This is a genomic window from Bacillus sp. NPDC094064, assembly GCF_050279585.1.
In the GTDB taxonomy this organism is placed as follows: domain Bacteria; phylum Bacillota; class Bacilli; order Bacillales; family Bacillaceae_G; genus Bacillus_A.
Genome location: NZ_JBNNUI010000001.1, coordinates 717849 through 743334, shown reverse-complemented (window position 1 = coordinate 743334; position 25486 = coordinate 717849). Strand labels below are relative to the sequence as shown.

Annotated in this window: 27 protein-coding genes and 2 pseudogenes; 22 read left to right on the top strand and 7 right to left on the bottom strand. The window is 32.6% G+C overall.

Annotated features, from left to right (window positions below):
• Window positions 1-48 precede the first annotated feature (48 nt).
• Window positions 49-369, bottom strand: coding sequence for a hypothetical protein (locus ACQKNI_RS04030; RefSeq protein ID WP_088229195.1), 321 nt, complete (start codon window positions 367-369; stop codon window positions 49-51).
• 399 nt (window positions 370-768) lie between these two features.
• Here ACQKNI_RS04030 and ACQKNI_RS04025 point away from each other — a divergent pair, with 399 nt between their 5' ends.
• Window positions 769-1548, top strand: a complete 780-nt coding sequence (locus ACQKNI_RS04025) for a BC_2878 family exosporium-associated protein (protein ID WP_088229196.1) — start codon at window positions 769-771, stop codon at window positions 1546-1548.
• A gap of 195 nt (window positions 1549-1743) precedes the next feature.
• Here ACQKNI_RS04025 and ycaC read toward each other — a convergent pair whose 3' ends face one another.
• Window positions 1744-2379 (bottom strand): isochorismate family cysteine hydrolase YcaC, encoded by a 636-nt coding sequence (gene ycaC / locus ACQKNI_RS04020; protein ID WP_088229197.1) that lies wholly within the window; start codon window positions 2377-2379, stop codon window positions 1744-1746.
• A 290-nt stretch (window positions 2380-2669) separates the two neighbouring features.
• Here ycaC and ACQKNI_RS04015 point away from each other — a divergent pair, with 290 nt between their 5' ends.
• The 3 genes from ACQKNI_RS04015 to ACQKNI_RS04005 all read left to right on the top strand — a co-directional run bounded on the left by ACQKNI_RS04015 (window position 2670) and on the right by ACQKNI_RS04005 (window position 5820).
• Entirely contained in the window at window positions 2670-3440 is a 771-nt protein-coding gene (locus ACQKNI_RS04015; RefSeq protein WP_088229198.1) for a GNAT family N-acetyltransferase, read from the top strand.
• Window positions 3441-3975: 535 nt separating this feature from the next.
• Window positions 3976-4671: a CsxC family protein gene (locus tag ACQKNI_RS04010; protein WP_088229199.1), complete on the top strand. Its 696-nt coding sequence runs from the start codon at window positions 3976-3978 to the stop codon at window positions 4669-4671.
• Between the two features lie 129 nt (window positions 4672-4800).
• The gene (locus ACQKNI_RS04005; protein WP_098357525.1) at window positions 4801-5820 is read left to right on the top strand and encodes a BC_2427 family protein; all 1020 of its coding nucleotides are present in this window, start codon (window positions 4801-4803) and stop codon (window positions 5818-5820) included.
• A gap of 237 nt (window positions 5821-6057) precedes the next feature.
• On the opposite strand, the gene ACQKNI_RS04000 is transcribed toward ACQKNI_RS04005, so the two are convergent.
• Entirely contained in the window at window positions 6058-6489 is a 432-nt protein-coding gene (locus ACQKNI_RS04000) for a GNAT family N-acetyltransferase (RefSeq protein WP_088229201.1), read from the bottom strand.
• A 225-nt stretch (window positions 6490-6714) separates the two neighbouring features.
• On the opposite strand from ACQKNI_RS04000, the gene ACQKNI_RS03995 reads away from it, so the two are divergent.
• The gene (locus ACQKNI_RS03995) at window positions 6715-7575 is read left to right on the top strand and encodes a DegV family protein (protein ID WP_088229202.1); all 861 of its coding nucleotides are present in this window, start codon (window positions 6715-6717) and stop codon (window positions 7573-7575) included.
• 94 nt (window positions 7576-7669) lie between these two features.
• Here ACQKNI_RS03995 and ACQKNI_RS03990 read toward each other — a convergent pair whose 3' ends face one another.
• Window positions 7670-8440, bottom strand: a complete 771-nt coding sequence (locus ACQKNI_RS03990) for a putative protein N(5)-glutamine methyltransferase (RefSeq protein ID WP_088229203.1) — start codon at window positions 8438-8440, stop codon at window positions 7670-7672.
• A gap of 412 nt (window positions 8441-8852) precedes the next feature.
• Between ACQKNI_RS03990 and ACQKNI_RS03985 the strand changes: the two genes are divergently transcribed.
• The 3 genes from ACQKNI_RS03985 to ACQKNI_RS03975 all read left to right on the top strand — a co-directional run bounded on the left by ACQKNI_RS03985 (window position 8853) and on the right by ACQKNI_RS03975 (window position 12075).
• Window positions 8853-10457 (top strand): M3 family metallopeptidase, encoded by a 1605-nt coding sequence (locus ACQKNI_RS03985; protein ID WP_098357528.1) that lies wholly within the window; start codon window positions 8853-8855, stop codon window positions 10455-10457.
• Between the two features lie 116 nt (window positions 10458-10573).
• Entirely contained in the window at window positions 10574-11584 is a 1011-nt protein-coding gene (locus tag ACQKNI_RS03980; RefSeq protein ID WP_088229204.1) for a phosphotransferase, read from the top strand.
• Between the two features lie 59 nt (window positions 11585-11643).
• Window positions 11644-12075 (top strand): GNAT family N-acetyltransferase, encoded by a 432-nt coding sequence (locus ACQKNI_RS03975; RefSeq protein ID WP_098252108.1) that lies wholly within the window; start codon window positions 11644-11646, stop codon window positions 12073-12075.
• A gap of 83 nt (window positions 12076-12158) precedes the next feature.
• Here ACQKNI_RS03975 and ACQKNI_RS03970 read toward each other — a convergent pair whose 3' ends face one another.
• Entirely contained in the window at window positions 12159-12575 is a 417-nt protein-coding gene (locus tag ACQKNI_RS03970; protein ID WP_088229205.1) for a hypothetical protein, read from the bottom strand.
• Between the two features lie 122 nt (window positions 12576-12697).
• Between ACQKNI_RS03970 and ACQKNI_RS03965 the strand changes: the two are divergent.
• Together ACQKNI_RS03965 and ACQKNI_RS03960 are read left to right on the top strand one after the other, a co-directional pair.
• A pseudogene (locus ACQKNI_RS03965) lies at window positions 12698-12796 on the top strand (response regulator transcription factor); the annotation flags it as partial.
• A 216-nt stretch (window positions 12797-13012) separates the two neighbouring features.
• Window positions 13013-14752 carry a Xaa-Pro dipeptidyl-peptidase gene (locus ACQKNI_RS03960; protein ID WP_088229206.1) on the top strand — a complete coding sequence of 580 codons (1740 nt, stop codon included), beginning with the start codon at window positions 13013-13015 and terminating at the stop codon, window positions 14750-14752.
• A gap of 84 nt (window positions 14753-14836) precedes the next feature.
• Here the strand turns inward: ACQKNI_RS03960 and ACQKNI_RS03955 are convergent, their stop codons facing one another.
• On the bottom strand, window positions 14837-15115 hold the full coding sequence (locus ACQKNI_RS03955; protein ID WP_141552065.1) for a hypothetical protein: 279 nt from the start codon (window positions 15113-15115) through the stop codon (window positions 14837-14839).
• A gap of 221 nt (window positions 15116-15336) precedes the next feature.
• On the opposite strand from ACQKNI_RS03955, the gene ACQKNI_RS03950 reads away from it, so the two are divergent.
• The 7 genes and pseudogenes from ACQKNI_RS03950 (at window position 15337) to ACQKNI_RS03920 (ending at window position 19410) form a co-directional block, all read left to right on the top strand.
• Window positions 15337-15897, top strand: coding sequence for an AAA family ATPase (locus ACQKNI_RS03950; RefSeq protein ID WP_098882314.1), 561 nt, complete (start codon window positions 15337-15339; stop codon window positions 15895-15897).
• Window positions 15898-16041: 144 nt separating this feature from the next.
• The gene (locus ACQKNI_RS03945; RefSeq protein ID WP_098882315.1) at window positions 16042-16308 is read left to right on the top strand and encodes a hypothetical protein; all 267 of its coding nucleotides are present in this window, start codon (window positions 16042-16044) and stop codon (window positions 16306-16308) included.
• Window positions 16309-16791: 483 nt separating this feature from the next.
• Complete coding sequence (locus ACQKNI_RS03940; protein ID WP_088229210.1) at window positions 16792-17283, top strand: COG4315 family predicted lipoprotein; 492 nt, start codon at window positions 16792-16794, stop codon at window positions 17281-17283.
• Between the two features lie 215 nt (window positions 17284-17498).
• Window positions 17499-18050 carry an RNA polymerase sigma factor gene (locus tag ACQKNI_RS03935; protein ID WP_088229211.1) on the top strand — a complete coding sequence of 184 codons (552 nt, stop codon included), beginning with the start codon at window positions 17499-17501 and terminating at the stop codon, window positions 18048-18050.
• 10 nt (window positions 18051-18060) lie between these two features.
• On the top strand, window positions 18061-18804 hold the full coding sequence (locus ACQKNI_RS03930; protein WP_088229212.1) for an anti-sigma factor: 744 nt from the start codon (window positions 18061-18063) through the stop codon (window positions 18802-18804).
• Between the two features lie 26 nt (window positions 18805-18830).
• A pseudogene (locus ACQKNI_RS03925) lies at window positions 18831-19005 on the top strand (invasion protein); the annotation flags it as partial.
• A gap of 174 nt (window positions 19006-19179) precedes the next feature.
• On the top strand, window positions 19180-19410 hold the full coding sequence (locus ACQKNI_RS03920; protein WP_000789031.1) for a hypothetical protein: 231 nt from the start codon (window positions 19180-19182) through the stop codon (window positions 19408-19410).
• Between the two features lie 263 nt (window positions 19411-19673).
• Here ACQKNI_RS03920 and ACQKNI_RS03915 read toward each other — a convergent pair whose 3' ends face one another.
• Window positions 19674-20105 carry a cytidine deaminase gene (locus ACQKNI_RS03915; protein WP_098252101.1) on the bottom strand — a complete coding sequence of 144 codons (432 nt, stop codon included), beginning with the start codon at window positions 20103-20105 and terminating at the stop codon, window positions 19674-19676.
• Window positions 20106-20551: 446 nt separating this feature from the next.
• Here ACQKNI_RS03915 and ACQKNI_RS03910 point away from each other — a divergent pair, with 446 nt between their 5' ends.
• The 5 genes from ACQKNI_RS03910 to ACQKNI_RS03890 all read left to right on the top strand — a co-directional run bounded on the left by ACQKNI_RS03910 (window position 20552) and on the right by ACQKNI_RS03890 (window position 25468).
• Window positions 20552-21799 (top strand): DUF4153 domain-containing protein, encoded by a 1248-nt coding sequence (locus ACQKNI_RS03910; protein ID WP_098252100.1) that lies wholly within the window; start codon window positions 20552-20554, stop codon window positions 21797-21799.
• A gap of 527 nt (window positions 21800-22326) precedes the next feature.
• Window positions 22327-22683 (top strand): FtsB family cell division protein, encoded by a 357-nt coding sequence (locus ACQKNI_RS03905; protein WP_088229215.1) that lies wholly within the window; start codon window positions 22327-22329, stop codon window positions 22681-22683.
• Between the two features lie 297 nt (window positions 22684-22980).
• The gene (locus tag ACQKNI_RS03900; RefSeq protein WP_088229216.1) at window positions 22981-23307 is read left to right on the top strand and encodes a DUF3870 domain-containing protein; all 327 of its coding nucleotides are present in this window, start codon (window positions 22981-22983) and stop codon (window positions 23305-23307) included.
• 67 nt (window positions 23308-23374) lie between these two features.
• Complete coding sequence (locus tag ACQKNI_RS03895; protein WP_088229217.1) at window positions 23375-24421, top strand: dipeptide epimerase; 1047 nt, start codon at window positions 23375-23377, stop codon at window positions 24419-24421.
• Between the two features lie 45 nt (window positions 24422-24466).
• Entirely contained in the window at window positions 24467-25468 is a 1002-nt protein-coding gene (locus tag ACQKNI_RS03890; protein WP_088229218.1) for a C40 family peptidase, read from the top strand.
• Window positions 25469-25486 lie beyond the last annotated feature (18 nt).

The following is a 25486-nucleotide window of genomic DNA, read 5'->3' as shown; positions in this document are numbered from 1 at the left end:
AGCTCCTTTCAAAGTTGAAAGGAGCTTTTTCGTATGTACGGCGTTAAATTAGCCTTCGATAATTTCGTATTCTTCGTCTGCTAATAATAAAATTTGTGTTTTCTTACCTTTGTTTTGAACTTCGATTACATCGTATGTACCTAAGTCTCTTACTTTGCTTTGAGAAGCGTTAACCATAACTTCAATAGAATCAATTAAGATATCTTCTTCAATATATGATTCAGGTAATGCCATATCTTCAGTATCTAATACACATGCGTATAGATTTTGTAAGTTTTCAGCAGTTGGGTTTTGTTCCTCAACATCAATGATGTTTTTTACTGCTTCCATATTTTCTTCTTTTGCTTGGTATACTTTAATTTTAGCCATTGTTTTAATCTCCTTTATAACGTAATCGTAGAGGCTACACATCATCCCGCGCTAACGAGCAGTAACTCCCACCCAAAGGTGAAGAAGCGAATGATGAGAAGCGTGGCAGATAACTGCCTGTAAGAGCTCGATTGGTTCAACTAACCATTAGTGGGGGAAATCTTCCCGCTAATGAAAGTTTCACTTTATTATAACGTTTTTTTCATGAAAGATGAAATTGTTATATGTATTTATAGGAAAATTTATGTGTTATTACGCATTATTGACGTAATTTCATTATTAATGTGATGAGTAGGTAACTATATTCCTACGTTAAAGTTATATTGTCCAAGCTTTTCTTATATTCCGCTCATATTATATGTATTAGATAAAAACAAATAGGGAAGGGATGGAGTGTAAGTGGATTGTGAGCCGAAACGTAATTATAGATGTCGCAAGAATAGAATTTGTGAATTTTTACGAAGTTTAGAACCTTTTACAAAGGTTGAAAGTGTCGTAATAGCTGGAAACGAAATTGTTGTATCTTATTTTCTCTCATTTAATAATATGAAAGGCATCGTATCATTCGTACAAGAGGACAATGATGTTATCTTTGTAGATTGTTCAAAGATTGATGCAATTCGAATAGGAAAAGTGTGTAGTTGTAAAACGAAAGTTAAATTTATTGAAGAGGATTTTAGTCTACTTGGAAATGTTTGTCCACAATGTTTAACGGAGGGAAGTACACTCTTTTTTGACTTTCACAATCCAGAATTGAATGTATCTCTACAAGCAAAAACAATTGATGCGCCTAGTTGTACTAAATTTACAGATGAAAATGGCAATGCAGTGAAGCAGGTTACAATAGTTGGGGAAGCGGTTGTTTCTAAAGATTTTGTGCAAGTACCTGAACTGTTAGATTTTCGATTAGTTTTATCGAATACAGCTGCGAATCCTTTGAAGTTTGGAGTACTGTTCATTAATTTCCCTGATGTTACGTTTATTATTCTTTTCGCATCAAGGGGATATCTCAACATTTCGAACTGTTTAAAAATAGAAAGTGGGACTGGTAATGTTGAGATTGAAGAGATGAAAAAAATGATAATTGATGATCATACTTTGTATAAGTCAATTATTAAGTTGACTAAAATATATACAAATGGTGCCACAGAATCCTTTACTTCTAAGAAGGAAATATAACGTATTTATAATTGATTAATCCTCTTGCAAGATAGTGAGAGTTTTTATATATATGAATTGAATTGTATTAACGAAAAAATTGCTTTGTTAATATGAATGTTAGTAAAGCAAATAAGAAAAGGGCTATTGAAGTAGCCCTTTTTTACTATGCAAATAGTTGTGAGTAACTTTTTTTAAGATTAATTAATAATTGTGTTATTTACTAAATTCTTTTTGAGCTCCCATGTAGCTTCCGATGATATTTTGATAACTTGGAAGGTGCTTAGCAAGTAAAGCTCCAAAGCCTTCAACATCATTTCGCCAGTCACGCTGTAATTCAGCTGCAACGCTAAACCAGTTCATGAGTTGAACTCCCCCATGGGCCATACGCATAAGAGCGGCATTAGCGACTTGTTTATTAAAAGTTCCAGATGCATCAGTTGCCACAAATACTTCATATCCTGCATTTACAGCAGATAGCGCTGGGAATGCAACACAAACATCAGTAACGACGCCTGCGATAATTAGCTGTTTTTTACCTGTTGCTTCAATAGCTTTTACAAATTCATCATTGTCCCATGCGTTTATTTGTCCAGGACGCGCTATTTTAGGCGCATTTGGAAAAAGTTCAATTAATTCTTGCATAAGTGGGCCATTTGGGCCATCTTCAAAGCTAGTTGTTAAAATAACCGGTAAATCAAAAAACTTAGCGGTATTTGCAAGAGCTAAAACATTATTTTTGAACTCATCAGCTCCATAGTCACGCACTAGGCTAGAAATTAGACCAGTTTGATGATCCACAAGAAGAACAGCGGCATCACTTTTTGAAAGACGAGAATAGAAATCAGACATTTTATAATCCCCCTTAAAAAGTTTATTTACAAATTAATCTTACAGTTATTTAGATGGGTTTGGTATACGTGAAAAAGTTTTTCAATAAATTGGTTTTATTTAGATATAAAGATGTGTATTTTGAAATTGCAAAAGTGAATTTTACTTTTTTGATTAGATGTTATAATAATTTTATATTTATGAATATTTTGTAATTATATGGAATTTAGTAGACGTTTGCATATTTGTAGAATAAAAGGGCTTATGAAAAAAGTAGAGGTACATGGATTCTAATGAAAGCAGGAATGTAAATGATATATGAAGCGAATATGTATACAAGAGAAAAACTAGTTACTATGTTCGAAGATTTCAATAACGTTGTTTTACTGTCTTATTTACAGGGACATATGGGGACCGCTTGGGTAAATAATCTTGAAAATCCAACAGTAGCGCAAGTTACGATAGGGATTTTCACATTTTATGCTGGGGATTCAAATGCGAAAGAAACAGAAGAATTAGTACGTAACATTCCTGATAGAATGTTAGTAATCGTAAATAGTGAAGATTGGAAAAAGCGTTTAGAAACATTTTACGGAAGAAAAATAGATAAGTTTTTACGCTATAAATTCAAACGTAATGCTGAAGTTTTTAATCGTTCAAAATTACAATCTTTTATATCAGTGCTTCCAAAAGGATACGAGTTAAGAAGAATAGATGAAGATATCGTAAATAACCCTACATTACATAAAGCCTCTGAAGATTTTACAAGTCAATTTCAATCAGTTGAAGATTATATAAACCGAGGTATAGGGTATTGTATTTTGTATAAAGGAGAAGTTGTATGCGGTGCATCATCATATATCATTTATGATGATGGAATTGAGATTGAAGTTGCGACTGATCAAAATCATAGAAGAAAAGGTTTGGCGACTGTAGTAAGTGCGGCGTTAATATTGGATTGTTTAGAAAAGGGTAAATATCCAAACTGGGATGCAGCGAATACTACATCTGCCAAATTAGCAGAAAAGCTAGGATATATTTTTGACAGGGCCTATGATACTTATTTTGTGGATAATAGGTAAATGAACGGGGATTGATACGAATTGAACAACACAAAAAAGCTAATAAATCCTATTAAATTAATATTAATTAATCCTTTTTTAAAATGACAAATTGGGTATAAAAACTGACTTGAAAAAGTCGGTTTTTATTTTTTAACAATAAGGTAAGGTGCTTCCAATATTAATTTGCTGGTTCATGAATATTATGAAATGAAGAAATTAACAAAATTAATTTTATCTGTTTTAATAAATTTAAGAATAGAATTTTGAAAGTTTCTTCGGAAATATTGTTATCTTTTTAACTATTGAACTTACTCAACATATTATGGTATTTTTCCGCGATTCTAGTTAAGAAATTTCATTTTTAATAGGTAAATATTCATAAAAACTAGGTATATTAAGCTGGGTGTATTTGATTATTAAAGAGAGAACACTCTTTATATTTGCAAATGATAAAAGTGACTATGATACAAGCCCGCGCATTAATAGAAAAAGTACATATACAGTAAAGAGAGTTAAAAAGCTCTAAATTCTTTTATAAAGGAGATTATAAAATATGAGTGAACAATGCCCAATTAATGTACCATGTCAAGTAGAAGGACAAACTCAAACACCATTAAGTGATGCAGCTGCAACACCAATTCTTACTCCAGGAGCGCCAATTGTAAAAATACCAGTTGTATTAGCAGAAAGAACAATTCAAATTGTTGTAGAATCTGATATTTCATTAGATCCTCCAGCAGTGGAAATTAAACGTATTTTAAAAAATGTATTTTTAACACAATGCAAGTTAGTTCCTGTAGCATTTACTCCAGTACCAGGTACAAATTTCCGCCGAGTTACAAGAGCAAAATTATTTGTACAAGGATATATTCGTAAAAATATTGAATATGCAAATGATGAGTGTAATGGAGTGCTATATGACCGCGTTGCTAATGTTCCATTTTCTGGTTTTGCGGATTTAATGGAAGCTGATTTTCTATCACTAGCTTTAGTAGCTGCTTCCTCAGATACTACTTCTCACTTTATTAATCCTAAAAATGGTGATCTACCACGTTTAGACAAATACTTCTTCGAAAATACAGTTTTTTATAATGAACAACCGTATTGCGAATTAGTAAGCGCTCAATTTTTCGAGTTAGACTTTTCCCCTTGTCCAACAGAATTAAACGAGCCATTTGGTACTCTTCGTGAAAAAATTGTACTAGACCTTACTTTAAAAGTGTTGCAAGTACAACAAGTACAAGTATAAAAATAAAAAAGGCATTGTCTTTAATAAAAAGACAATGTCTTTTTTATTATTATAAAACATATATAATGATGAAATACTCGTGTACCAAAAGCATATTCTTATGAATTTCATCAGATGGGGGGGATGGTGATGAATAAGCCATGGGTTGGTAAGGAAATATGGAACAAAGTTTACAAAGGGAAAATACTGAATGGTCAAGATGATTCGGGCGAAATAAGAAAAAAAGGGGGGATTGAAGAAATTGAATCAAAAAAAGAAGACGTAGTAATTGAACCAGAGAGAGAAGAAATGACAATTGAATCAAAGAAAGAAAGAGAAGAAACTGGATCAGTAAAAGAAGATAAAGAGGTTAGATTAGAGGAAGAGGAAATAGCGATTGAATCAAAGAAAGAAAGTAAAGAAATTGGAGTAGAGAAAAAAAGTATAGATTCAGGATCAAAAATAGAGACTTCAGTGCGTTCAATAGTAGTAAAAACTCCATTTTCTATTATTTCGGATGTGACTAGTTTTATAAAATTCCCTAATATAAATGTGAAAACTCAAGAAGCGTTTCTATTTCGTAATGAACAAAATGTAGGCGGGCGTGAGCTGGATGCTAAGTTATTAACTACAGTGCAACATTATCATGGAGAAGTTAATTGTAATTTAATTTCTTCAAATCTTTATGAAAAGAGAGTGCTTTTAGAACTTCCTAATAAAAAAGTAAAAGGGAATATGGAGGAGAATTGGGTAGATGCATCTTCGTGGATTCCTATCCACGGTATAATATTAGAGAAGGAAGATGAGGCAGACGTAAATAATTATATAACTGCGAAACTACCAATAGAAATAGGGAGATATAAAGGTGAAATTAGTTTGCAAGAAAAAGTGGAATTTAAAGAAAAAGTTACAGGGATAAAAGAGGTGTCACAGGAAATTATTTTAACAAAAAAAGAATTCTTATTGCCTAAAATAATAAAGGAAGGAAATAATCCATCTAAAATTGAAAAAGGGAGTTTACTTGTAGAAGGTTATATTTTTCAATGTATAGAATTTATATCAGAGCGCAGTACATTTCATGATAATGCGTATCAGCTAATACAAAATATTGTATTGGAATTAACAGTACAATTATTACAAGAACAGGAAGCTTGGGTGCGGATTAAATAAATGATCATATCTCCATAAATTAGCTAATAATATCTTCAGGAGTATGTAATAGTGAAACTTAAAAATAATGCTAGCAAGTTTGTAAACGAGCTAGCAAATAAGGGATGGGAAAAAATCCAAAATACAACTGATGGGTTGATTGAAAAAATTATGCAATTATACGATAGATAAAACGGATAAATATTCGTTAAAACATGATGTGTATTAGAAGGTATATCCCCTACAAGTAAAGAAAACTCACAACTTAAATAGTAATACATGTTTATCGTAAGTTTTTAAACACCAATTATATTTTTTTAGAATAACTGGATGGACAACCTCTTGTGTAGTATCTATTTCAGTAAAACCATATTTTTTATAAAAGTTTTTTAATTCCTCGAAAGGGAGACAGAATACATTTTGAATATGTGATTCCTGCGCTGTTTGCACTAAAAATGAAACGAGTGCTTCTGCTAATTGTAACCCTCTAAATTTAGGAGCGATGAAAATACCACCCATTTCCATAGTCTCTCCGTCAATTTGGACTAAACGACCTACACCTGCATACTCACCCTTACATGTAATAATCGCAACTTTATCCCGCTTTAAATCACTTGGTGCAAATCCTACAGATGCATATTGATTATTAATCCATTCTAAATCTTGAATGGTGGCTAGTTGTATACCCATATGCCTCCCCTTTCGGAAAAGTATTAATGTTCTCATTATATATAGCTCAATAACTGGTGAAAAGAGGATAAATCGAAATGATTTTTCTCTGTGGTTCAAGTTTTGAAGAATAGTGCATACAATATAAAGTCTTTCCCTTTCTTCATTTATGTTTTACGTATATAATTTAAAAGTACTATTATTTATTATTATTTTTTTATATTTTAACAGAATAGAGGTTTAAAAATGGGTGTTAAAATCATTACGGATAGTGCGGCGGATTTACCGGTAGAATTGCTGCGGGCATATGATATTGATTTAATTCCACTCCGTGTATATGATGAAGCAGAAACAGAGTATTTAGATGGAGTTACATTAAATTCAGTTACATTATTGCAAAACATGAAAGAAGGCGCGGCTTACAGAACGTCATTGCCTTCACTTGAAACATTCCAAGAAAAATTTGTTTCTTATGCAAAAGAAGGTAATCCTTGTATATATTTAGCTTTCTCATCTGAACTATCAGGTACATATCAATCGTCAGTTCTTATTAAAGAAGAAGTGAAAGAAACATACGCTAACTTAGATTTAGAAATTATCGATACGAAATGCGCTTCACTAGGTCAAGGGCTTGTCGTATTAGAGGCTGCTAAAATGGCAAAAGAAGGCGCAACAAAAGAAGATATCTTAAACCGTGTCGCTTTTCTAATGAAGCATATGGAACACATCTTCACTGTAGCTGACTTACAGTACCTTGTTAGAGGCGGGCGCTTAAGTAAAGTAGCAGGTTTTATCGGCGGTTTATTAAACATTAAGCCGATATTAAACGTGGAAGAAGGAAAACTTGTACCACTTGAAAAGGTAAGAGGGAAAAAGAAAGTACTTGGCCGAATTGTAGATATTATGGAAGAGCGTGGAAAAGACCTTAAAGGTCAAACAATTGGTATAACACACGGTGATGACTTAGAAACAGCTGAAGCGTTAAAAGAGTTAATTACTGAAAGATTTGGCTGTGAAGTATTTATTGTAAATACAATCGGAGCAGCAATCGGGGCACATACAGGACCTGGTGTTATAACATTGTTCTTCTTAAATAAAGTAGGGTAAAGGATTGATCTTTTGATCAATCCTTTTTGTTTATTGTTATAATGCTAAGAAAATTATTATTTCGTTTGTGATTAAGTCTAAGTACGTATTTAATCTAAAAAACAGAATTCAATCCGATAACAACAGTAGCGTCCAATTTCTCGTCTCTAGCCACTTTCGTAGTGAGGCCAGCACGAGTGAAAATTTCAAATGTCTGAGGTGCCTGTATTTCACTCGTCTCTATCAAAAGATGTCCTCCTGGTGCTAGCCAGAGAACCGCTTCATCTACTACTCTTCGCTGAATATCAAGTCCATCCACTCCGCCGTCAAGCGCCAACTTTGATTCATATAGGCGAGCCTCCTGTGGAAGCAGTTTGATAGCTTCAGTAGGAACGTAAGGTACATTCGCAACTAAGGTGTTCACATGACCTTTAAGTGAAAGGGGAAGAGATTTATACAAATCACCTTCAAAAACATGGCCACCGAAATCCATTACGTTGCGTCCAGCGCATTGTACTGCGATAGGGTCAATGTCAACAGAATATAATTCAACCCGTCCTAAAGCTGCCGACAGTGCGACACCTACAGCACCTGATCCGCAACATAAGTCAACAATGACATCATTGGAGCATGACAGGGCTTCAGCTTGGTGAACAAGGAATTTGGTACGTTGGCGCGGTACGAAAACACCTCGGTCCACTTCTATCCTCACACCACAGAAATCTGCATATCCAACAACATATTCTAGAGGTAAACCATCAACTCGCATTTTCACCATTTTCTTAAGGTCATCAGGAGTTCGTGCCTCTGAGATAAGGAAACGAGCCTCTTCTGCTGCGAAAACACAACCAGCGCTCTGAAGCTGTTTAATTATACATTTTTCCATTTTATCGTCTAATAAGAAATTAAATTGTTTTCCTATTTATCTCACCACTTTTGATAAGGTTATTTATAATCCTGTATTCGTTAAAGAGTGAAGATATCCTTCTGTTGTGGTTGGAGTTAAATTAATAAAGAATAGGCTAGGTGAAATTTTTTCTATTATTGCGTTTACATGTTGTGAAGCGGTTTACCCTTTTATTGGAGGAGTAATACTTATTCCAATAGCAGTAGATTTAGTGCTTTAATGCTACTTACATTCGAAAAAAGGTAGACTTTTAAATAGGAGAAAATAAGGAATGTTAATCTGGATTCGTTTAAGAAAGAATATTTAAAAATATTAAAATATTGTAGGTTCGTATATAATTGTGGAGAGGTTAATTTTCTGTAACTATTTGTAAAAATAGGAGGCTATTAAAATGAAAATGCTTATACAAGCTCCGACTAACTGGAATTTATGCAGATTATATTCCAATGAACAGGACCTTATGATTTCTATAGAACAGCTAAAAGTAGAATATAAAGCAACAAAAGACCAAGTAATCCTTTCACAACTTATACAGGCAATTGAAAAAGCAGAGTATTACTTATATTGCCGATCTATTGAAGATGATACACAACCTGAAGATACTTTACTAAGTGTAAAAACAAATCAATTAAAGAAAGAAGTTCAACTATTAATAGAATCTAGTAAGGAACAAAGTGTTAACAATCCAATTATTAACCTATTAGAAAATGAACTGAAAGCTTGGGAAAATATGTATATACAATTACGAAACAAGATTGAAGTAATACATGGTAAAGATACGTTATTTTATGGACAAGCAAACTACGTTGCAATGAATAATGATGATCCTAATAAAAGATTAAAAGTATTTGATTCTCTTACAAATGCTTTGAATAAGGAAAAAGAAATCTTTGCGACTGTGTTAAATCAAATAGGGAGATTACGTAATGCAAAAAGTTGCGAGATAGAAGATAGTGAGATTTTAACACAATCTCTTCATGCAAATGGTATTTCTGAAACTGTATTATTACAAATGTGGAATGCGACAGAAGAAAATCTTAATAAATTAGTAAGTGCTTTAAACGTGTATAAGAAAGGGAAAACTCCGATTACATGGCATGAACTTATGACAGTAAAGGAAAATAATGGGGATAGTATTCCTTTTTCAGTAGCAGTACAAAACATATATGATGCATTAAAGATTATAGATGAAGAATTAGCAGAATTTGCACGGAATGCGATTGTGAGTGGATGGATAGATGCGGAACCGAGAGAGAATAAACCACCAGGTGGATTTTGTGCTCCTTTTTTCAGTGAGAAAGAATCGCGAATTTCAATGCGTTATGATGGAAGTATTGATAGTGTAAGGGTACTTGCTCACGAATTAGGTCACGCTTGGCATTTTTATAATATGAGTTTTGAACAGTCTAGTTCATTTTTAGATGATTATTTGCCAATGAGTACAGCAGAATCAGCGTCTATTTTTTTTGAAACTGTACTCATAAACTATTTAATCGAAACTACAGAGTGTATTGATATGAAAAAGTCATTGCTTAGTTGGAAAATAAGAAACTGTTTTAATTATGTAATGGCAATTCGAGCATCGTTTCAATTTGAGAAGAAGTTTTATGAGAGATGTAAAGCAGGTCCTTTAAGTGCTGATGAAATAGAAAAAACATCTATAATAGCACAAGAAGAAGCGTATGGAAATGCTTTAAGTGAATACCAGCCCTTCGTTTGGATGAAATACATTCAATTTTATATTGCAGATGTTCCTTTTTATAATTATCCATACACATTCGGGTATTTAGCAAGTTTTAGTTTATTAGAAGTAGCTCAGGAAAGTAAAAGTACTTTTCATTCGAAGTATAAAGAGTTTTTACGAGAAACAGGAAAGGCCCCAGTAGAAGAACTTATGAAAAAACATTTTGAAATAGATATAACAGATTATGAATTTTGGAATAAAGCCTTTATGCAAATTCATAAAGATGTAGACGAATATTTGAGGCTTATTTAAAGGAATCGAAACTAAATAATGGGGACTATTAAAAATATATCGAGTGAATGCTCTAATATTTTTGAGCATTTTTTCATAGATTTGAACAAGTAATTTTAGAATAGCAGGTGAAAAGAATGGATAGCATAAATTATCAATTAGAATTTGAAGGGATATGTAAACAATCTTTTCTTGGAGAATTGTTAACTTCTCCAAAACCTATATGTGGAGGTCTTTTGCATCGGATGTATGCAATTGAAACGACAAAAGGAAAGTACGCGATAAAACTTTTAAATCCACAAATTATGATTAGAACGACGGCGGTGCAAAACTATATACATTCAGAAAAGATAGCTACTCTCATATCGAAGAAGGTACCAGCTCTTCCCGCTAAAAAAATCAATGGAGATTCCTTACATAAAATTAATAACCAATTTTATCTTATATTTGATTGGGTGGAAGGTAAAAGATTGAAAGACGATGAAATAAATAATACCCAATGTGAAAAGATAGGTGAAATACTTGCGGAAATACATAAAACTGATTTTACAAAGTTAAGTATAACCAATGATACATTCGAAAACGACCAATTAATTGATTGGAACTATTACTTAGTAAGAGGCGAAGAAGAACATTTGGAATGGTATCAGCTATTCTTAAAAAGCTATGAAAACCTTAAAAGGTGGAATGCAATTGCGAATGAAGCATCCAAAATGCTATCAACAACTACGGTAATTAGTCATAGAGACTTAGATCCTAAGAATGTAATGTGGAATTATAATAAACCAGTACTTATCGATTGGGAATCAGCTGGTTATATTAATCCGATGCAGGATTTAATAGAAACTGCAATTTATTGGTCAAAAAATGAACAAGGTAAACTTAATAAACAAAGATTCGATTCTTTTATAAATGGATATAAAAAGAAGTTTGGTGCACTACATGCGAACTGGGAAAATATATTAGCAACAGGATTTTTAGGGAGGTTAGGTTGGCTAGAGTATAATGTAAAGCGCTCGTTAAGGCTTGAATGTACGGATGAAGAGGAGCAAAAACTAGGAACGAATCAAGTGACTACAACATTAAATGACATCAATCTTTATGCAGATACTATTCCTAAACTATTGAATTGGTTAAATAATGAATAAGCAAACGTTCAAATAAATTTCAAAAGATGGAGTAGGTGGCAAAGTTGAAAGAAATACAAATGAAGAAATTTGAAGATGTATTCAAATATGAGATTCATCACCTTGTCCAAGAAAGTAAAGAAGAAGGCTTTAACTTCCTAACGAAATTAGTAAATGAATATGAAAGCGAAGTAAATACATTTAATAAAACTGGTGAATGTTTATATGGTATGTTTCAAGAGGAAATGTTAATTGGAATTGGGGGCTTAAATCAAGATCCATACACAGAAGATAATAAGATTGGCCGGTTAAGGAGATTTTACATTTCAAAGGATTATCGGCGTATAGGGTTAGGGAACTTATTATTAAATCGGCTATTAAGTCATGCGGAGAAGTATTTTCAAATTGTTATTTTACATACAGATACAAAACAAGGTGATGCGTTCTATATGGCAAATGGATTTGTAAGAGGGAACATGTATAAAGGATCTAGTCATTATAAAGTATTATAGGAGTAGCTGTCCAAAGAAAAGTTTTGGACAGCTATTTTAGTTGTTGATTTATATTGTGAAAATTAGATTAGAGACCAATCCAATTACATTTTAACTTTCATCTGTTTCAATAAAACTTTTGGATCACCTTTTACATAATAAAAATGTGGATTATTTTCATCATCGTAAAGCATAATATAAGGTTTTTCATTAAGAGGAAGTAAGATAAGTACTTCATCAATTGTTGAATGTAACCATTGATTTGTGATGGAAACTGGTTTAGATAAAGGGATTTTTATCATATGGCCATCTTTCGGAACAACATTTAAGTTTTTAAATGGGCCAGTGATTGCTTTAGCGTATTGGACTGCTTCTTTTTCAAGCGCTGGATTTAAAGATTGCTTTTGAACGACCATTTCTTTTTGACAATCAAATACTTCAATTTGTTTATTTGTATTTGCGAAAGCATTTGTTGATAATAAGAAGAAAAGAAGAGTAATGACGCCGATTTTTTTAATCATAGTATAACACCTCATCATTACTATACCCTCAATAGATATAAATATTTTTCTTTCACATTCATGTAACAAAGAAGTTGTATGATACAATTGATTTTTTGTTTAAAAGTAATGGAGAAATAAGCATGAAAGTATTAATTGCAGATGATGAACAAGATATGTTAAAAATTCTAAAAGCTTATTTTGAAAAAGAAGATTTCGAAGTTTTATTAGCGAAAGACGGTTTTGGATATGAAGTTTCTATTATAGGTGAAGAAATACAATTTTATGTGAATATGAAAAGAGGCTAATGAAATATTAGTCTTTTTTACAGTTTTAGAAATTACCGATGATCGATAGATACATCACCATAAATTTCTCAACTTTTACACAAAATTAAAACTGAATTTTCAGTTATTTTATTATATAGTAAAAGAGAGCAATTAAGGGGAGGGGACATTTTGAGTAAAAAGAAAATAGCAATTACACTGTCAGCAATGCTATCTGCAACTTTTATACCTAACTTGACAACGGATGTGCATGCAGAGAAGAAGGACGAGACAAGCAGTACGAAAATTGAATTAGAAAATGGGATGACAAAACCAATTTATTCTCTTGATGAAGCAATTATTGAAAATTTATTTGTAGAGACAGAAGTTGATAGTGATCGCGATGGTAAAAAGGACCGCGTATCAATAAAGGTAATGCGTCCAAAGACTGAACCGAATGTGAAGGTTCCTGTTATTTATGAAATGAGCCCATATCGGGCAGGGTTAAAAGATGTTCCGGTTTACAATGTAGATGAAGAATTGTATGCGTATGAAGGAAAGCCGTATGGGGCGGTTAATCTTGGTTCATACGGAAATTATTACGTGCCAAGAGGTTATGCCGTTATTTTAGGAGAAAGTATTGGGACTGGAAAATCAGATGGGTGTCCGACAACTGGAGATGAACAAGAAATACTTGGGACGAAATCTGTGATTGATTGGGTGAATGGACGTGCGAAAGCCTATACAGAAAATGGTGAGGAAGTTAAGGCTGATTGGTCTACAGGAAATGTCGGTATGACAGGGGTTTCTTACAATGGTACATTACCAAATGCTGTTGCAACGACTGGAGTTGAAGGATTAAAAACGATTATTCCAATCGCAGCGATTAGTAGTTGGTATGATTATTATCGCGCAAATGGTGCAGTTATTGCTCCTGGTGGATATCAAGGGGAAGATACAGATAATATGGCAGAAGCAGTACTAACAAGAAAGAATCCAGAAGTTTGTGGTCCCATAATAAAAGAACTGACTGCTGGACAGGACCGGAAAACTGGTAATTATAATGATTTTTGGGATAAACGAAATTATGTAAAAGATGCTAAAAATATAAAAGCAAGTGTATTTGTCGTTCATGGTTTAAACGATTGGAACGTAAAAACGAAGCAGTTCGCACAATGGTGGGATGCGCTGGGAGAAAATGATGTACCTCGTAAAATGTGGTTACATCAAGGTGGACATGGTGGTACGTCAAGTAATGACTGGCAAAAAACACAAAATAAATGGTTAGATTATTGGTTGTACGGAATTGAAAATGGAATTATGGATGAACCAATGGTTGATGTACAACGAGAAAATAAAGCATGGGAAAAGTTGAAAAATTGGCCAGATCCAGCAGCTGTACCATCAAAAGTTCGCATGTATTTAAGTAATAAAGCAGTTAATTTACCATTAAGTATGGGATCTGCTAATAAGGTTTTCTCATTTGTTGATGATGCAAAAATAAAGTCAAATCAATTAGTAGAAAATCCGGATCTAGAAGTAGCAAATCGATTAGTGTATACAATGCCTGTACTGCAAAAAGACACGCGTATTAGCGGTACACCGAAGATTTCATTTACAGGAAATATTGATCGCTCTGTATCTAATTTAACGGCATTACTTGTTGATTATGGCGGAGCGAAGCCTGAAATTGTTACGAGAGGTTGGATGGACCCACAAAACTTAAATAGCATAAAAAACTCAACAGCACTTCAACCAGGTAAAGATTATACATTTACATGGGATATGCAACCAGATGATTATGTATTTAAAGCTGGGCATCAAATAGGAGTTGTTTTAATCGCAAGTGACTACGACTATACAATTAGACCGAAAGCTGGAACAAAACTAACAGTAAAATTAAGTGAAGTGACATTACCGATTGTGAAATAAATGATTAAAAACAAAGAGCTTACTCTTACTATAGTAAGCTCTTTGTCATTTGAAATGATATATTTTTATAAATGTAGTGATTTATTATGAATTTTTATTTGTTGAAATAAAAAAACTTACAACAAATAAGACTATTGCATTTATGATTAAAAGTCCTCCAAAGGTAAGTCCAGCAATTCCTCCAGCGAACCCATCTCCTACTTTTTCACCAATTATGTGTAAAGTGGTGAAGAAAACAAGAGGAGAAGAAAGAATAAAAATACAACTAGCTATTTTCCATGTTTGCTTATATTTCTTTGCTATAAAGAAAATTAGTGTATTAGAAGCGATAAGAAGAAAAAGAAATCCAATTAATGAATTCATTATATCCTCCTTTTGAGAATTCCACATGTTTATTTTGAAGTGAATATTATACAATATGATTACAGTCTATGGAAATGAGTATTACCAAGAACGTTTGTTAAAATTCTCGAAGAAACGTTAGAAGTGGGACGAGTCATTATTCTATTTCTTAAGGGTAATTTTAAAGTTGATACAAAAGTGACTGTCTTATTTTCAATCTTATGTGGTTCGGAGGAAAAAATATGAAATTCATAATAATATTTGGCCCACAAGCAGTTGGGAAAATGACGGTTGGACATGAATTAGAGAAAATAACCGATTTGAAGTTGTTTCATAATCATATGACAATTGATTTTGTTTGTCCATTTTTTGATTACAGTACAAAGGAAGCAAAAAGATTAGTGAGTTTGTTTCGGAATGAACTCTTTGAAGAAGTGTCTAAAAGTAACTTATACGGAATGATATTTACATATGTTTGGGCATTTGACCTACAATCTGATTGGGAATATATAAATCATATAGTAAGCATTTTTGAGTCGAAAGGTGGAACAGTATATTTTGTAGAGCTGGAAGCAGCCTTAAATGAAAGGTTGGAACGCAATAAAAGTCCACATAGATTAGAGCAAAAACCGAAAAAAAGAGACATTGAGTGGTCTGAAAAAAATTTAAAAGAGACGTTGGAAAAACATAGATTAAATTCATTTCATGGTGAAATTGAAAAAGAAGATTATATAAAAATTAATAATACTCATTTGAGTGCTAAAGAAGTAGCTGTAATGCTTAAGGAAAAATTCCGGTTGTAAAATACTTAAATGTTGTTATGTTCTCGTTGTCCAAGCATTTTCTTAATAAACACATATACTATTTATATTAAAGGCGGTCACTAATTTACTGAGAAACCGTCATTTATATAAAAATGACAACTTCAGAAGGAAGGTAAGAGGAAATTGGAAAACGAACAACCGGGAAGAGTTGAAAATCAAGTGTATTCTAATCGAGTATTAAGATCGGAATTTGATAAGAATTGGGCAACTTGTATTTCGAAGAGTGGATATGTAATATATACGGCTACGAATGACAATGCAGAAGTAGTAGTGTTACTTTCTGATGGTTCAAGAAAATTATTAATCTTTGATAAAGGTGGAAAAGTAATAGTAGGCGGTGGTGGAACGAGTCATTATAGTAAACCGCATATTGCAAGAGATATTATATAAGGTAAAAATGTTAATCAAAAAGACGTAGGTAATCCCATAATTTTTAATCCGTATATATGTGTTTCATTTTGTAACGGAAATGATAAGAGGGAAATGTCGTTATAAATGTAGAATCGCACAACAAATCATAATACAAAAAGGGTATTTCGTTTTTAAATAAATGCCCTTTTCTATAAAAACTAAACTTAAATTTACTAGAAGAGAATCAATTTTGATCAATCCTTTCAAAATTGATTCTTTTTATTTATCGTAAAACTTTTGGTTATGAGGTATTTTTGAGTGAACTTTATTGTAGAGATATAGAATACTATGAGGGGAGTATCCCTTTTTGGTATAAGAAAAATACATAAATTGATAGAGTTAAAAAAGATGTAAGTAGAGGGAGAGATGACTAACTTGCATCTTTTTTTATTTTTTATCAAACCATTTAAACCTTTCTATCGTTACCTTAAATATAAATAAAAAATTGAAGGAGGAATCAGTATGAAAGTATGGCAATGTATTGTGTCTATATTAGCAAGCCTTTTTTTATTAACAGCGTGTAATAGCGATCAGAAAGAAGATTCTCAAAGTAAGAAAACGGGCGGAGAAAAGGTGAGTGAAGTTAGTAGTGATAAAAACGAATCTCCTAGTTTACAAGTATTAGAGAACGATAAGGTTGGAAAATACTTAACAGATTCAAACGGAAAGACACTCTATTATTTTGCAAAAGACACATCTAAGGTAAGTAATTGTAGTGGTGATTGTGTAAAACTTTGGCCACCATTTGTTGCGAAAGATTTTGAAGTTCCAAAAGGATTTGATAAAAAAGACTTTGCTACGATAACAAGAGAAGATACAAAAGAGAAACAAGTAACGTATAAAGGCTATCCTCTTTACTATTTTGCTAATGATAAATCAAAAGGGGATATAAATGGACAAGGGGTTAAAGATATATGGTTTGTACTGAATAGTGAAACTACATTTAAGCAGTGATGGGAAGCATGTTGAATAGGGCACATGCCAGCAGTTATTCACCTCAATGAATTTTGAAGTGGGGGTCTTACTGCCCGCGAATAGCGGGATAAATATTCTGCTAAAAGGAGCGACCAACGTTGTTGGTGGTTCCTTTTTCTCTATTTGGATTATATAATTAAGTTAATTTAGAATTATCAAAAATTAAAGAAAAACAATAGGGAGTGCAGGTGAAAATGAAAGAAAAAAATGATTATGAGTTAATGCAATTAGTACAAAGAAACTATCGTCCTGCATTAGAAGAAATATATGAACGATATGTTAAGTTGATATATAGCTTCACTTTTAAATTTTTCAAAGGAAATGAAGACAAAACAAAAGAAGTTGTTCAATTAATTTTCTTGAAACTTTGGACAACTAAAAGTATGTATAATCCTTCAAAAGGTGATTTCGTAAATTGGATACTTACTATTACGAGGAATGTATGTGTTGATTATGTCCGAAAAGAAAATAAAGAACTTATGTATAAAAACTTTCAAAATATTTATGATTCTGAAAAACATATGCATATAGCAGATTCGGAAAATCAAATCGAGCAAAGGATGCACAGTGTTGAAATTCAAAAGGCAAAGCAGAATTTGTCTATATCTCAAAAAAGATTAATCGACTTGCTATATTGGAAAGGTTATTCCCTTAGTGAGATTGCTAAAATGGAAGGTGAACCAGTAGGAACCACTAAAAGTCGTCTTCATCAATCTTTAAAGCGATTAAAAAGATATCTAGAATAGAGGGGATAGTATGGAGAGAGAATGTGAGCATTTATTATCTTACGTTACGAATACATTTGATGAAAGAGAACAAAGAAAGTTTCAAGAACATTTAAAGACATGCCTGAAATGTCAAACTGAGTATTCATCAATGCAGGCAGCTTGGGAAGCGTTACATTTCGATTTTGAAGAGAAAGAAGTACCAGCAACATTAAAAGCGGAAGTGTTTGATTTTATATTTGTTCACGAACAAACGAGTAGAGATAATACAGTAACAGCGAAATTGAAAGAATGGACGGGTTTACTAAGAAAACAATTTACACCGTTGGCAACGGTATTATTAGGGATAATGGCAGTGATTACTGTAGCAGTAACAATCGAAAATTCGCAATTAAAAATACAATCTTTAGCTAAGCATGAATTAAGCAGTGATCCGATTAAAGTAATTTCTACTCGGCCATTAATATCAAGCGATCAAAACCATGAAAATACAAAGGGCTATATATTTGTTATGCAACAAGGAGAAAAGAAAAAATTAGTTGTACAAGCCGAACATTTGCCACAAGTAAAAAATTCAGAAGTGTATCAAGTTTGGTTGTTAAAAGATGGAGAAAGAAAAAACGCTGGGATATTTAAACCTGATGAAACTGGTTCTGGACTCTTGACATATGAAATCTCACAAAAACAGCCCGTGTCCTTTGATAACATTGGTATTACAATTGAACCAGATTCGAATAGCACGAAACCTCTTGGTAAAAAAGTACTAGGGACTTAAACATATGCCGCAGTAATTTCACGGAAATTTCCAGTGTAGTCAAATCGTATGAACGTGTTGTAAAAAAGATTGAAGGGTTGAAATTTACTTAAATATGTTACCAATACATCAGAATGGCCAGGAGGTTTAGGGGGAGAATGGACAGATAATAATATAAAGTATAATATAGGGCTAGAACAATCATATCAATTATATAAATAAGATAGATACATATAAAAGGCATTTCCAATTTGGGGAAATGCCTTTTATATGTTATAGTGTAATAGTGTTTTAAGACGATGTTATTTTAATATATTTCGAATTTTGTTATGTATTATTTTTATATTAAATAATCATTTAACGTATTTTTTTATATGAGGAGTAAGAATTAGAGAAATGAAAAATATAGACTTTATATTAGAAAGTGATGAGGCATTAAAACCGTCAGAGCGATTAGTACTATTATTATTAGAGAAACATAGAATGTTATATACGAACGATCTATTGGCGCTATCTAATTTATCATATAAAACATTAACAGATTCGTTAACCGCTCTTGTTTTGAAGTCGTATGTGTTAAAGGAAACAGGTAAGGGCAGAAGACAGAATTGTTATAGATTGGTATGATAAGGCTACTAAATTAAGAGAGTTTTATACATATTTTTCAAATGTAAGGGTAAAGTGGATTTTTGTTTTCGAATGATAAATTCTATCGTGATATACACGAATATATTCTGATTTCATTTTTCATTAATGAATTTCTATTAAGAATAAAAATAAGAAAAAATAAACTGCATAAAAAAGAAATACAAAAACAATCCATTTCAAAAACGGATTGTTTTTTGTATTTATTGGAATAATATTTTTTTATTAATTGTAAGCATTAAAAATTATTTTACTTCACTTGTATACTTTTCAGGTAATAATTCCATTACGTTACATTTTACAATTTCGCCATTATAAGAAAGGATAACGTTCGTATTTTTTCCATAATCACTTATTAATTCTCGACACATGCCACATGGAGCAACAACCCAACATTTTTCTATATCTTCGTGAGGGTGTGGGTGAGCAACTGCTACAATAGTATCAAATTCATGATCACCTTCTGAAATAGATTTTCCGATTGCCATAGCTTCACCGCATACTGTTATTCTTCCGACGTTTGCTTCAACATGTACTGCTGCATAAACATTTCCCGTTTTAGTTCGTACAGCTGAACCGATATGGTGGCGACCATACTTATAGTTTTTTTCGATTACTTTTTCAGCAGCTTTAATTAAATCATAGTCTTCAGTGTCTAAAGGCATTACTCGTAACATAATCTCTCCCCCTTAAAATAAGCATAATACGATTATTTTAACAAAAAATTTTAATATTTAAAATAGACAATAAAGTTTAATTAAAATCAATCAAATAATATTATTATGTAAACTATTGATTTTCAAATGAAAACGTGCAATTAAGATAACAACTAGAAGTAGCCTAGTCGATGTTTATAAAAAGTTATAGAGTATTTCTTGGAATGAGAAATACTTTTTATTTTTCCTTGAAACAAAAATACAATAAAAATATTATTTTAATTGATAAAAATTTATTGTAAAACAATAAAGTTTGTATTAAAATCAGAATGAATAATTGAGGTGCTTTTTATTGAAAAAGAAACAACTTTGTATTTAAAAATAGCTGTTATTTTTTCAGGAGTGATGAAGACAGTTAATTACTGTCGGAGAAACGTAACATAATAATTATTAGGGGAGGCATAACTATGGATATTAACAATTGGATTGTTGAAAATATTGATAACCCTCATGAGTTGGAGAAAATGTATAGAAAAGACCCGAAAGCTTTTAAAAAGTCATTCTCACATGCATGGGAACAAAATCCTGATTCTCAAGTTCTGGGTATTTGGTATGAAAGATTGCATTTCAAGGAGGCGGAAAATACAGGGAAAACTTCCTTGATTCAAAAAGGTTTCTTATTCATGGGCATTTTATCCATTTTGGCCGGGATAAGCACTAGGATCATTTTCCATTTTGTTGAACAGGAAGTAATTGCTCCAATTAACCTAGCTTTTGGTATAATCCCTTTTATTGCTGCCTATTTTATTTACAAAAATACGCCGAAAAAAAGTGTTATATATTCCATTGCAGCGTTGTTCCTAATTTCCGGATTGTATTTTAATATGCTGCCATTAAATTATAAAGACAGTATTATCCTTGCCTATTTACACTTTCCTATATTTTTATGGGTATTGGTAGGACTTGCATTTACAGGAAATGAATATTCAAAAGGAAGTAAAAGATTAGCTTATATTAAATTCAATTTAGAATATTGTATTCTCTACGCCTGTATGGCAGTTAGCGGAATGATACTAGCGATATTAACCATGCGATTATTTAGCTTTATTGACTTGGATATAGGAGACTTCTATTTTAGTAATGTCGTTTTATTTGGTGCTGCCGCTCTCGCTATTGTGGCTGCATATGTAGTATCAATGAATCTTAAACTTGCTAAGAATATTACACCCTATATAGCTAAAATTTTTAGTCCGCTTGTCTTGGTTACATTGTTGGTATATCTTATAACGGTTATATGGGTAGGGAAAAATCCATTCTTGGATCGCAATTTCCTGATAGCCTTCAACGGGATACTTCTTGGTGTATTGGTAGTTACTGTATTTTCTATTACCGAGAGCAACTCAGACGAGCAAAAGAACATTTCAGATTATATAAATTTTGCCTTAATTGTTCTTGCGCTTATCATTGACAGTGTAGCTCTGTCAGCTATCGTATTTAGACTTTCTTCTTATGGGATTACGCCTAATAGGCTGGCTGTTTTAGGAGTAAACATACTTATTTGTGCAAATCTAATTTGGATTATGTTCTCCTATATGCGTTTTCTACAAAATAAATCTGGACCTTCAGCTATCCAAGATGCCGTTACTAAGTATTTGCCGGCCTATGGACTTTGGGCAGCTTTCGTTACATTTACTTTTCCGATCATTTTTAATTAGAAGAGTTCTGTAAATGTAATGAAAAGTTAATCTTCTATAACGTATAAAATTACTAGAGCCGATATTATACAGCATTGTGTAATATCGGCTTATTTTCATTACTAAAGTTAAAAAATAGGGTATTCAAACTAGAAGACATAATATATTGTCGCAACTGGATTCTTCAAAATATATCTATATGGATTTTTAACTTGAAAAGGTTGCTTATGTTGAAGTTTATAGTTGCTGGATTGATGAGGAAAAGGACATTACATATTAGTCATGTAATGTCCTTTCATTTATCTATATTTATTTTTTTGTGTGGAAAAACTCTTCTACAATAGTAGAAAAAGAATAACATAAACTACTATTTTATTGCAGCATACATAAAAAAATTCGATGGAAATACGGAAATGTCGTCGAATGCTATCTTTAATTGGTTAATTTATGAGATATTTTTGTGAAGGAGCTTATTTTATAAAAATAGAATTTAGTTAAATAAGAAAACGTGCCGATGGTAGTGAAAAATATGGGTTAGGGGGATTTGAATGAGGAAACTCAAACGAGTAAATGTTCCTAATATACCAGAGCAACAATCACAGCCTAGTCACAATCGTACTATAAACAAAAAGAAGTTAAGACGACTTATTTTAATGACCCTTTTTATTGCAGCAACTACTTTGTACGTTCAATATATTTTAACGAAGCAACAAGAGATAATAATGAATAAAAAAAATACGATTACAAGTCAAAAAAAACAATTAGTTTCATTAGAAAAGGATCATTTGTCTTTAAAGACGAATATCGAGAATTTAACGGATAATGAAGAGGAAATATTAAAGTTTGCGAGAAAAGAATATCAATTTTCTAAGTCAAATGAAACAATTTTCGTATTGCCAAAGTAATGAAACAGTTAGCTATAGCTAACTGTTTTTTATTTGTGAAGAAAGTGTGGAAAAAGAAGGCATTCAATAGCATGTTACAAGGGATAGTGACATATTTTTAGATGAAGAGTTAGAGATTTCTCCAGTTAAATGTATGAATATCCTTAATTATGGAATATATGTAAAAATAAATGTTGTTAAAATTCTGATAATTTTATATAATGTGCGTAAGCGGATACATTTCTTAATCATCGTTGAGTTACCACTCATACGTCTATTAAGAAAACCGTTATCCTCGTATAAGAAAGGAAGATAGTTGTGTACGCTTCAAATACAATTTATATTGTAGGAGATGCGAAATCTCCTCAAAATAATCCGATTACAGAGAAGTTTAAAAGTTATTTTGTAGCATTTGTAATCGAAAAGGATACAGGAAAAATTGTTGATGCAGATTGTTCCGCAACAATTGCATTAACATCGCAGTTCGTTAAATATTTATTCTTATATAAAAGTATAAACGATCCAGAGCTAGTCATGGAAATTAAAAATCGTTATTTCGGTTCATCTCAAAAGGCGCTACTTGTGGCGCTAAAAGATGCGCAAAAAAAATATAATCAGATTGCTGCTTTGTCTACTCAATCATAGACAAAATCCAGCCGTAAGCATGTTCTTACGGCTGGATTTTTTATTGGACAACGAAAGGATGATCGACATGAAAATTACGGATATAAAAGTGAAGCGCCGACATGTAAAGCTTCATACTCCTTTTAAAACAGCACTTCGCACTGTAACAGAAATTGAAACTATAGATGTATATATTCATACGGACGAAGGCATTGTTGGAAAGGGTGCCGCGGCTGCAACACCAGTTATTACAGGTGATTTTGCAAGTGGGATTGAGGAAGCGATATTAGGGCCGATTCGTTTATGTTTAATTGGTCAAGATATGATTCAATTTCAACAATTGATCCAGTATATTCAAATGAGTTGTATTGGAAATACAAGTGCGAAAGCAGCGGTAGATATCGCTTTATTCGATGTATATTGTCAATATCAAAACGTTCCACTTTACGCATTATTAGGCGGGAAGAAAGAAATTTATACAGATATTACAGTGAGTGTAGATGAACCTTTATTTATGGCAAAAGAGGCGAAGAAACATATAGAAAAAGGATTTCAAACATTAAAGATTAAAGTGGGGAAAGAGGCACATTTAGATTTGGAGCGCATTGAGGCAATTCGAAATGTGGTCCCAAAAAATACGACGTTACGTTTAGATGCGAATCAAGGATGGAGTCCAAAAGAAGCGGTATCTATCATTAAAGAGATGGAAAATCGTAATTTAAATATTGAATTTATTGAACAACCTGTACACGCGAAAGATTGGGATGGGTTAAAGTACGTCAAAGAAAATGTACAAACGCCAATTATGGCGGATGAAAGTATATTTTCAGCAAGTGACGCCTTAAAACTCGTTCAAGGAAGATATGCAGACTTAATCAACATTAAATTAATGAAATGTGGTGGCATACGCGAAGCATGGCGTATTGCAGATATCGCAGAAGCAGCTGGTGTGAGATGTATGGTGGGCAGTATGATGGAATCTTCGCTTTCTGTTAGCGCTGTTGCACATTTAGCAGCAGCTCATCCTAATATTCATTATTTTGATCTTGATGCACCACTGTGGTTAATGGAGGAGCCTGAGGGAATGACGTATTCTGGTTCAAAGGTAAACCTCCATTCTACAGTGAATATTTAATCTTAGAAGAAGTGACTAGTAAACTATCTTTTAAGGAGGATATATATGAAAAAAGTAGGAACTGCATTTTTAACAACTTTATTTATTTTTTCATCGTTTACATCGGTAAATGCTGAAGAAAAGAAGGATAGTACAGCATTTATAGATGTATCTGCTGCGACACTTTGGACTGCGCCTGATTCATTACGGCCAATTGATGCACCGAGCGCTACAAATCCAGTTGATTTATGGAAGTGGACGAAATCAATGACACTTGATGAGAAGCTATGGTTAACAAGTGCGAATAAATTAGAAACGCAAGCACTACTCGGTCAAGAAGTAACGGTTGTTGATAAGAGAGGTGACTGGGTGAAAGTGTTAGTCCATGGTCAGCCAACACCACGAAACGAAGAAGGTTATCCGGGATGGATGCCTGAAAAACAATTAACATATAATCAGGAATTTGCAGATAAAACAAATGAACCTTTCGTATTAGTAACGAAACCGACAGCGATTATATATATTAATCCTTCTGAAAAATATAAATCACTTGAAGTTAGCTATAATACGCGTCTGCCGCTACTTAGTGAAGATACAATTTCATACCGTGTATTGTTGCCAAATGGTCAGAAGGCGTGGCTACGGAAAAATGATGGCACTGTTTATCGTTCTCAAAATGATATTCCGGCTCCGACGGCCGACGATTTAATAAACACTGGAAAAATGTTTTTAGGTTTACCGTATATATGGGCAGGTACAAGTGGTTTTGGATTTGATTGCTCCGGGTTTACACATACGATTTATAAATCACACGGTATTACAATTCCGCGGGATTCTGGTCCACAATCAAGAAATGGAGTTGCGGTTGATAAAGAAAACTTACAAAAAGGGGATTTAATCTTCTTTGCACATGATCAGGGGAAAGGTAGTGTTCATCATGTGGGGATGTATATTGGTGATGGAAATATGATTCACTCTCCAAAAGCTGAAAGGTCGGTAGAAATTATACCGCTCAATACACCAGGATATATTGAAGAATTTGCTGGTGCACGTCGTTACTTGCCTTAAAACATAGAGGGGGGTTTT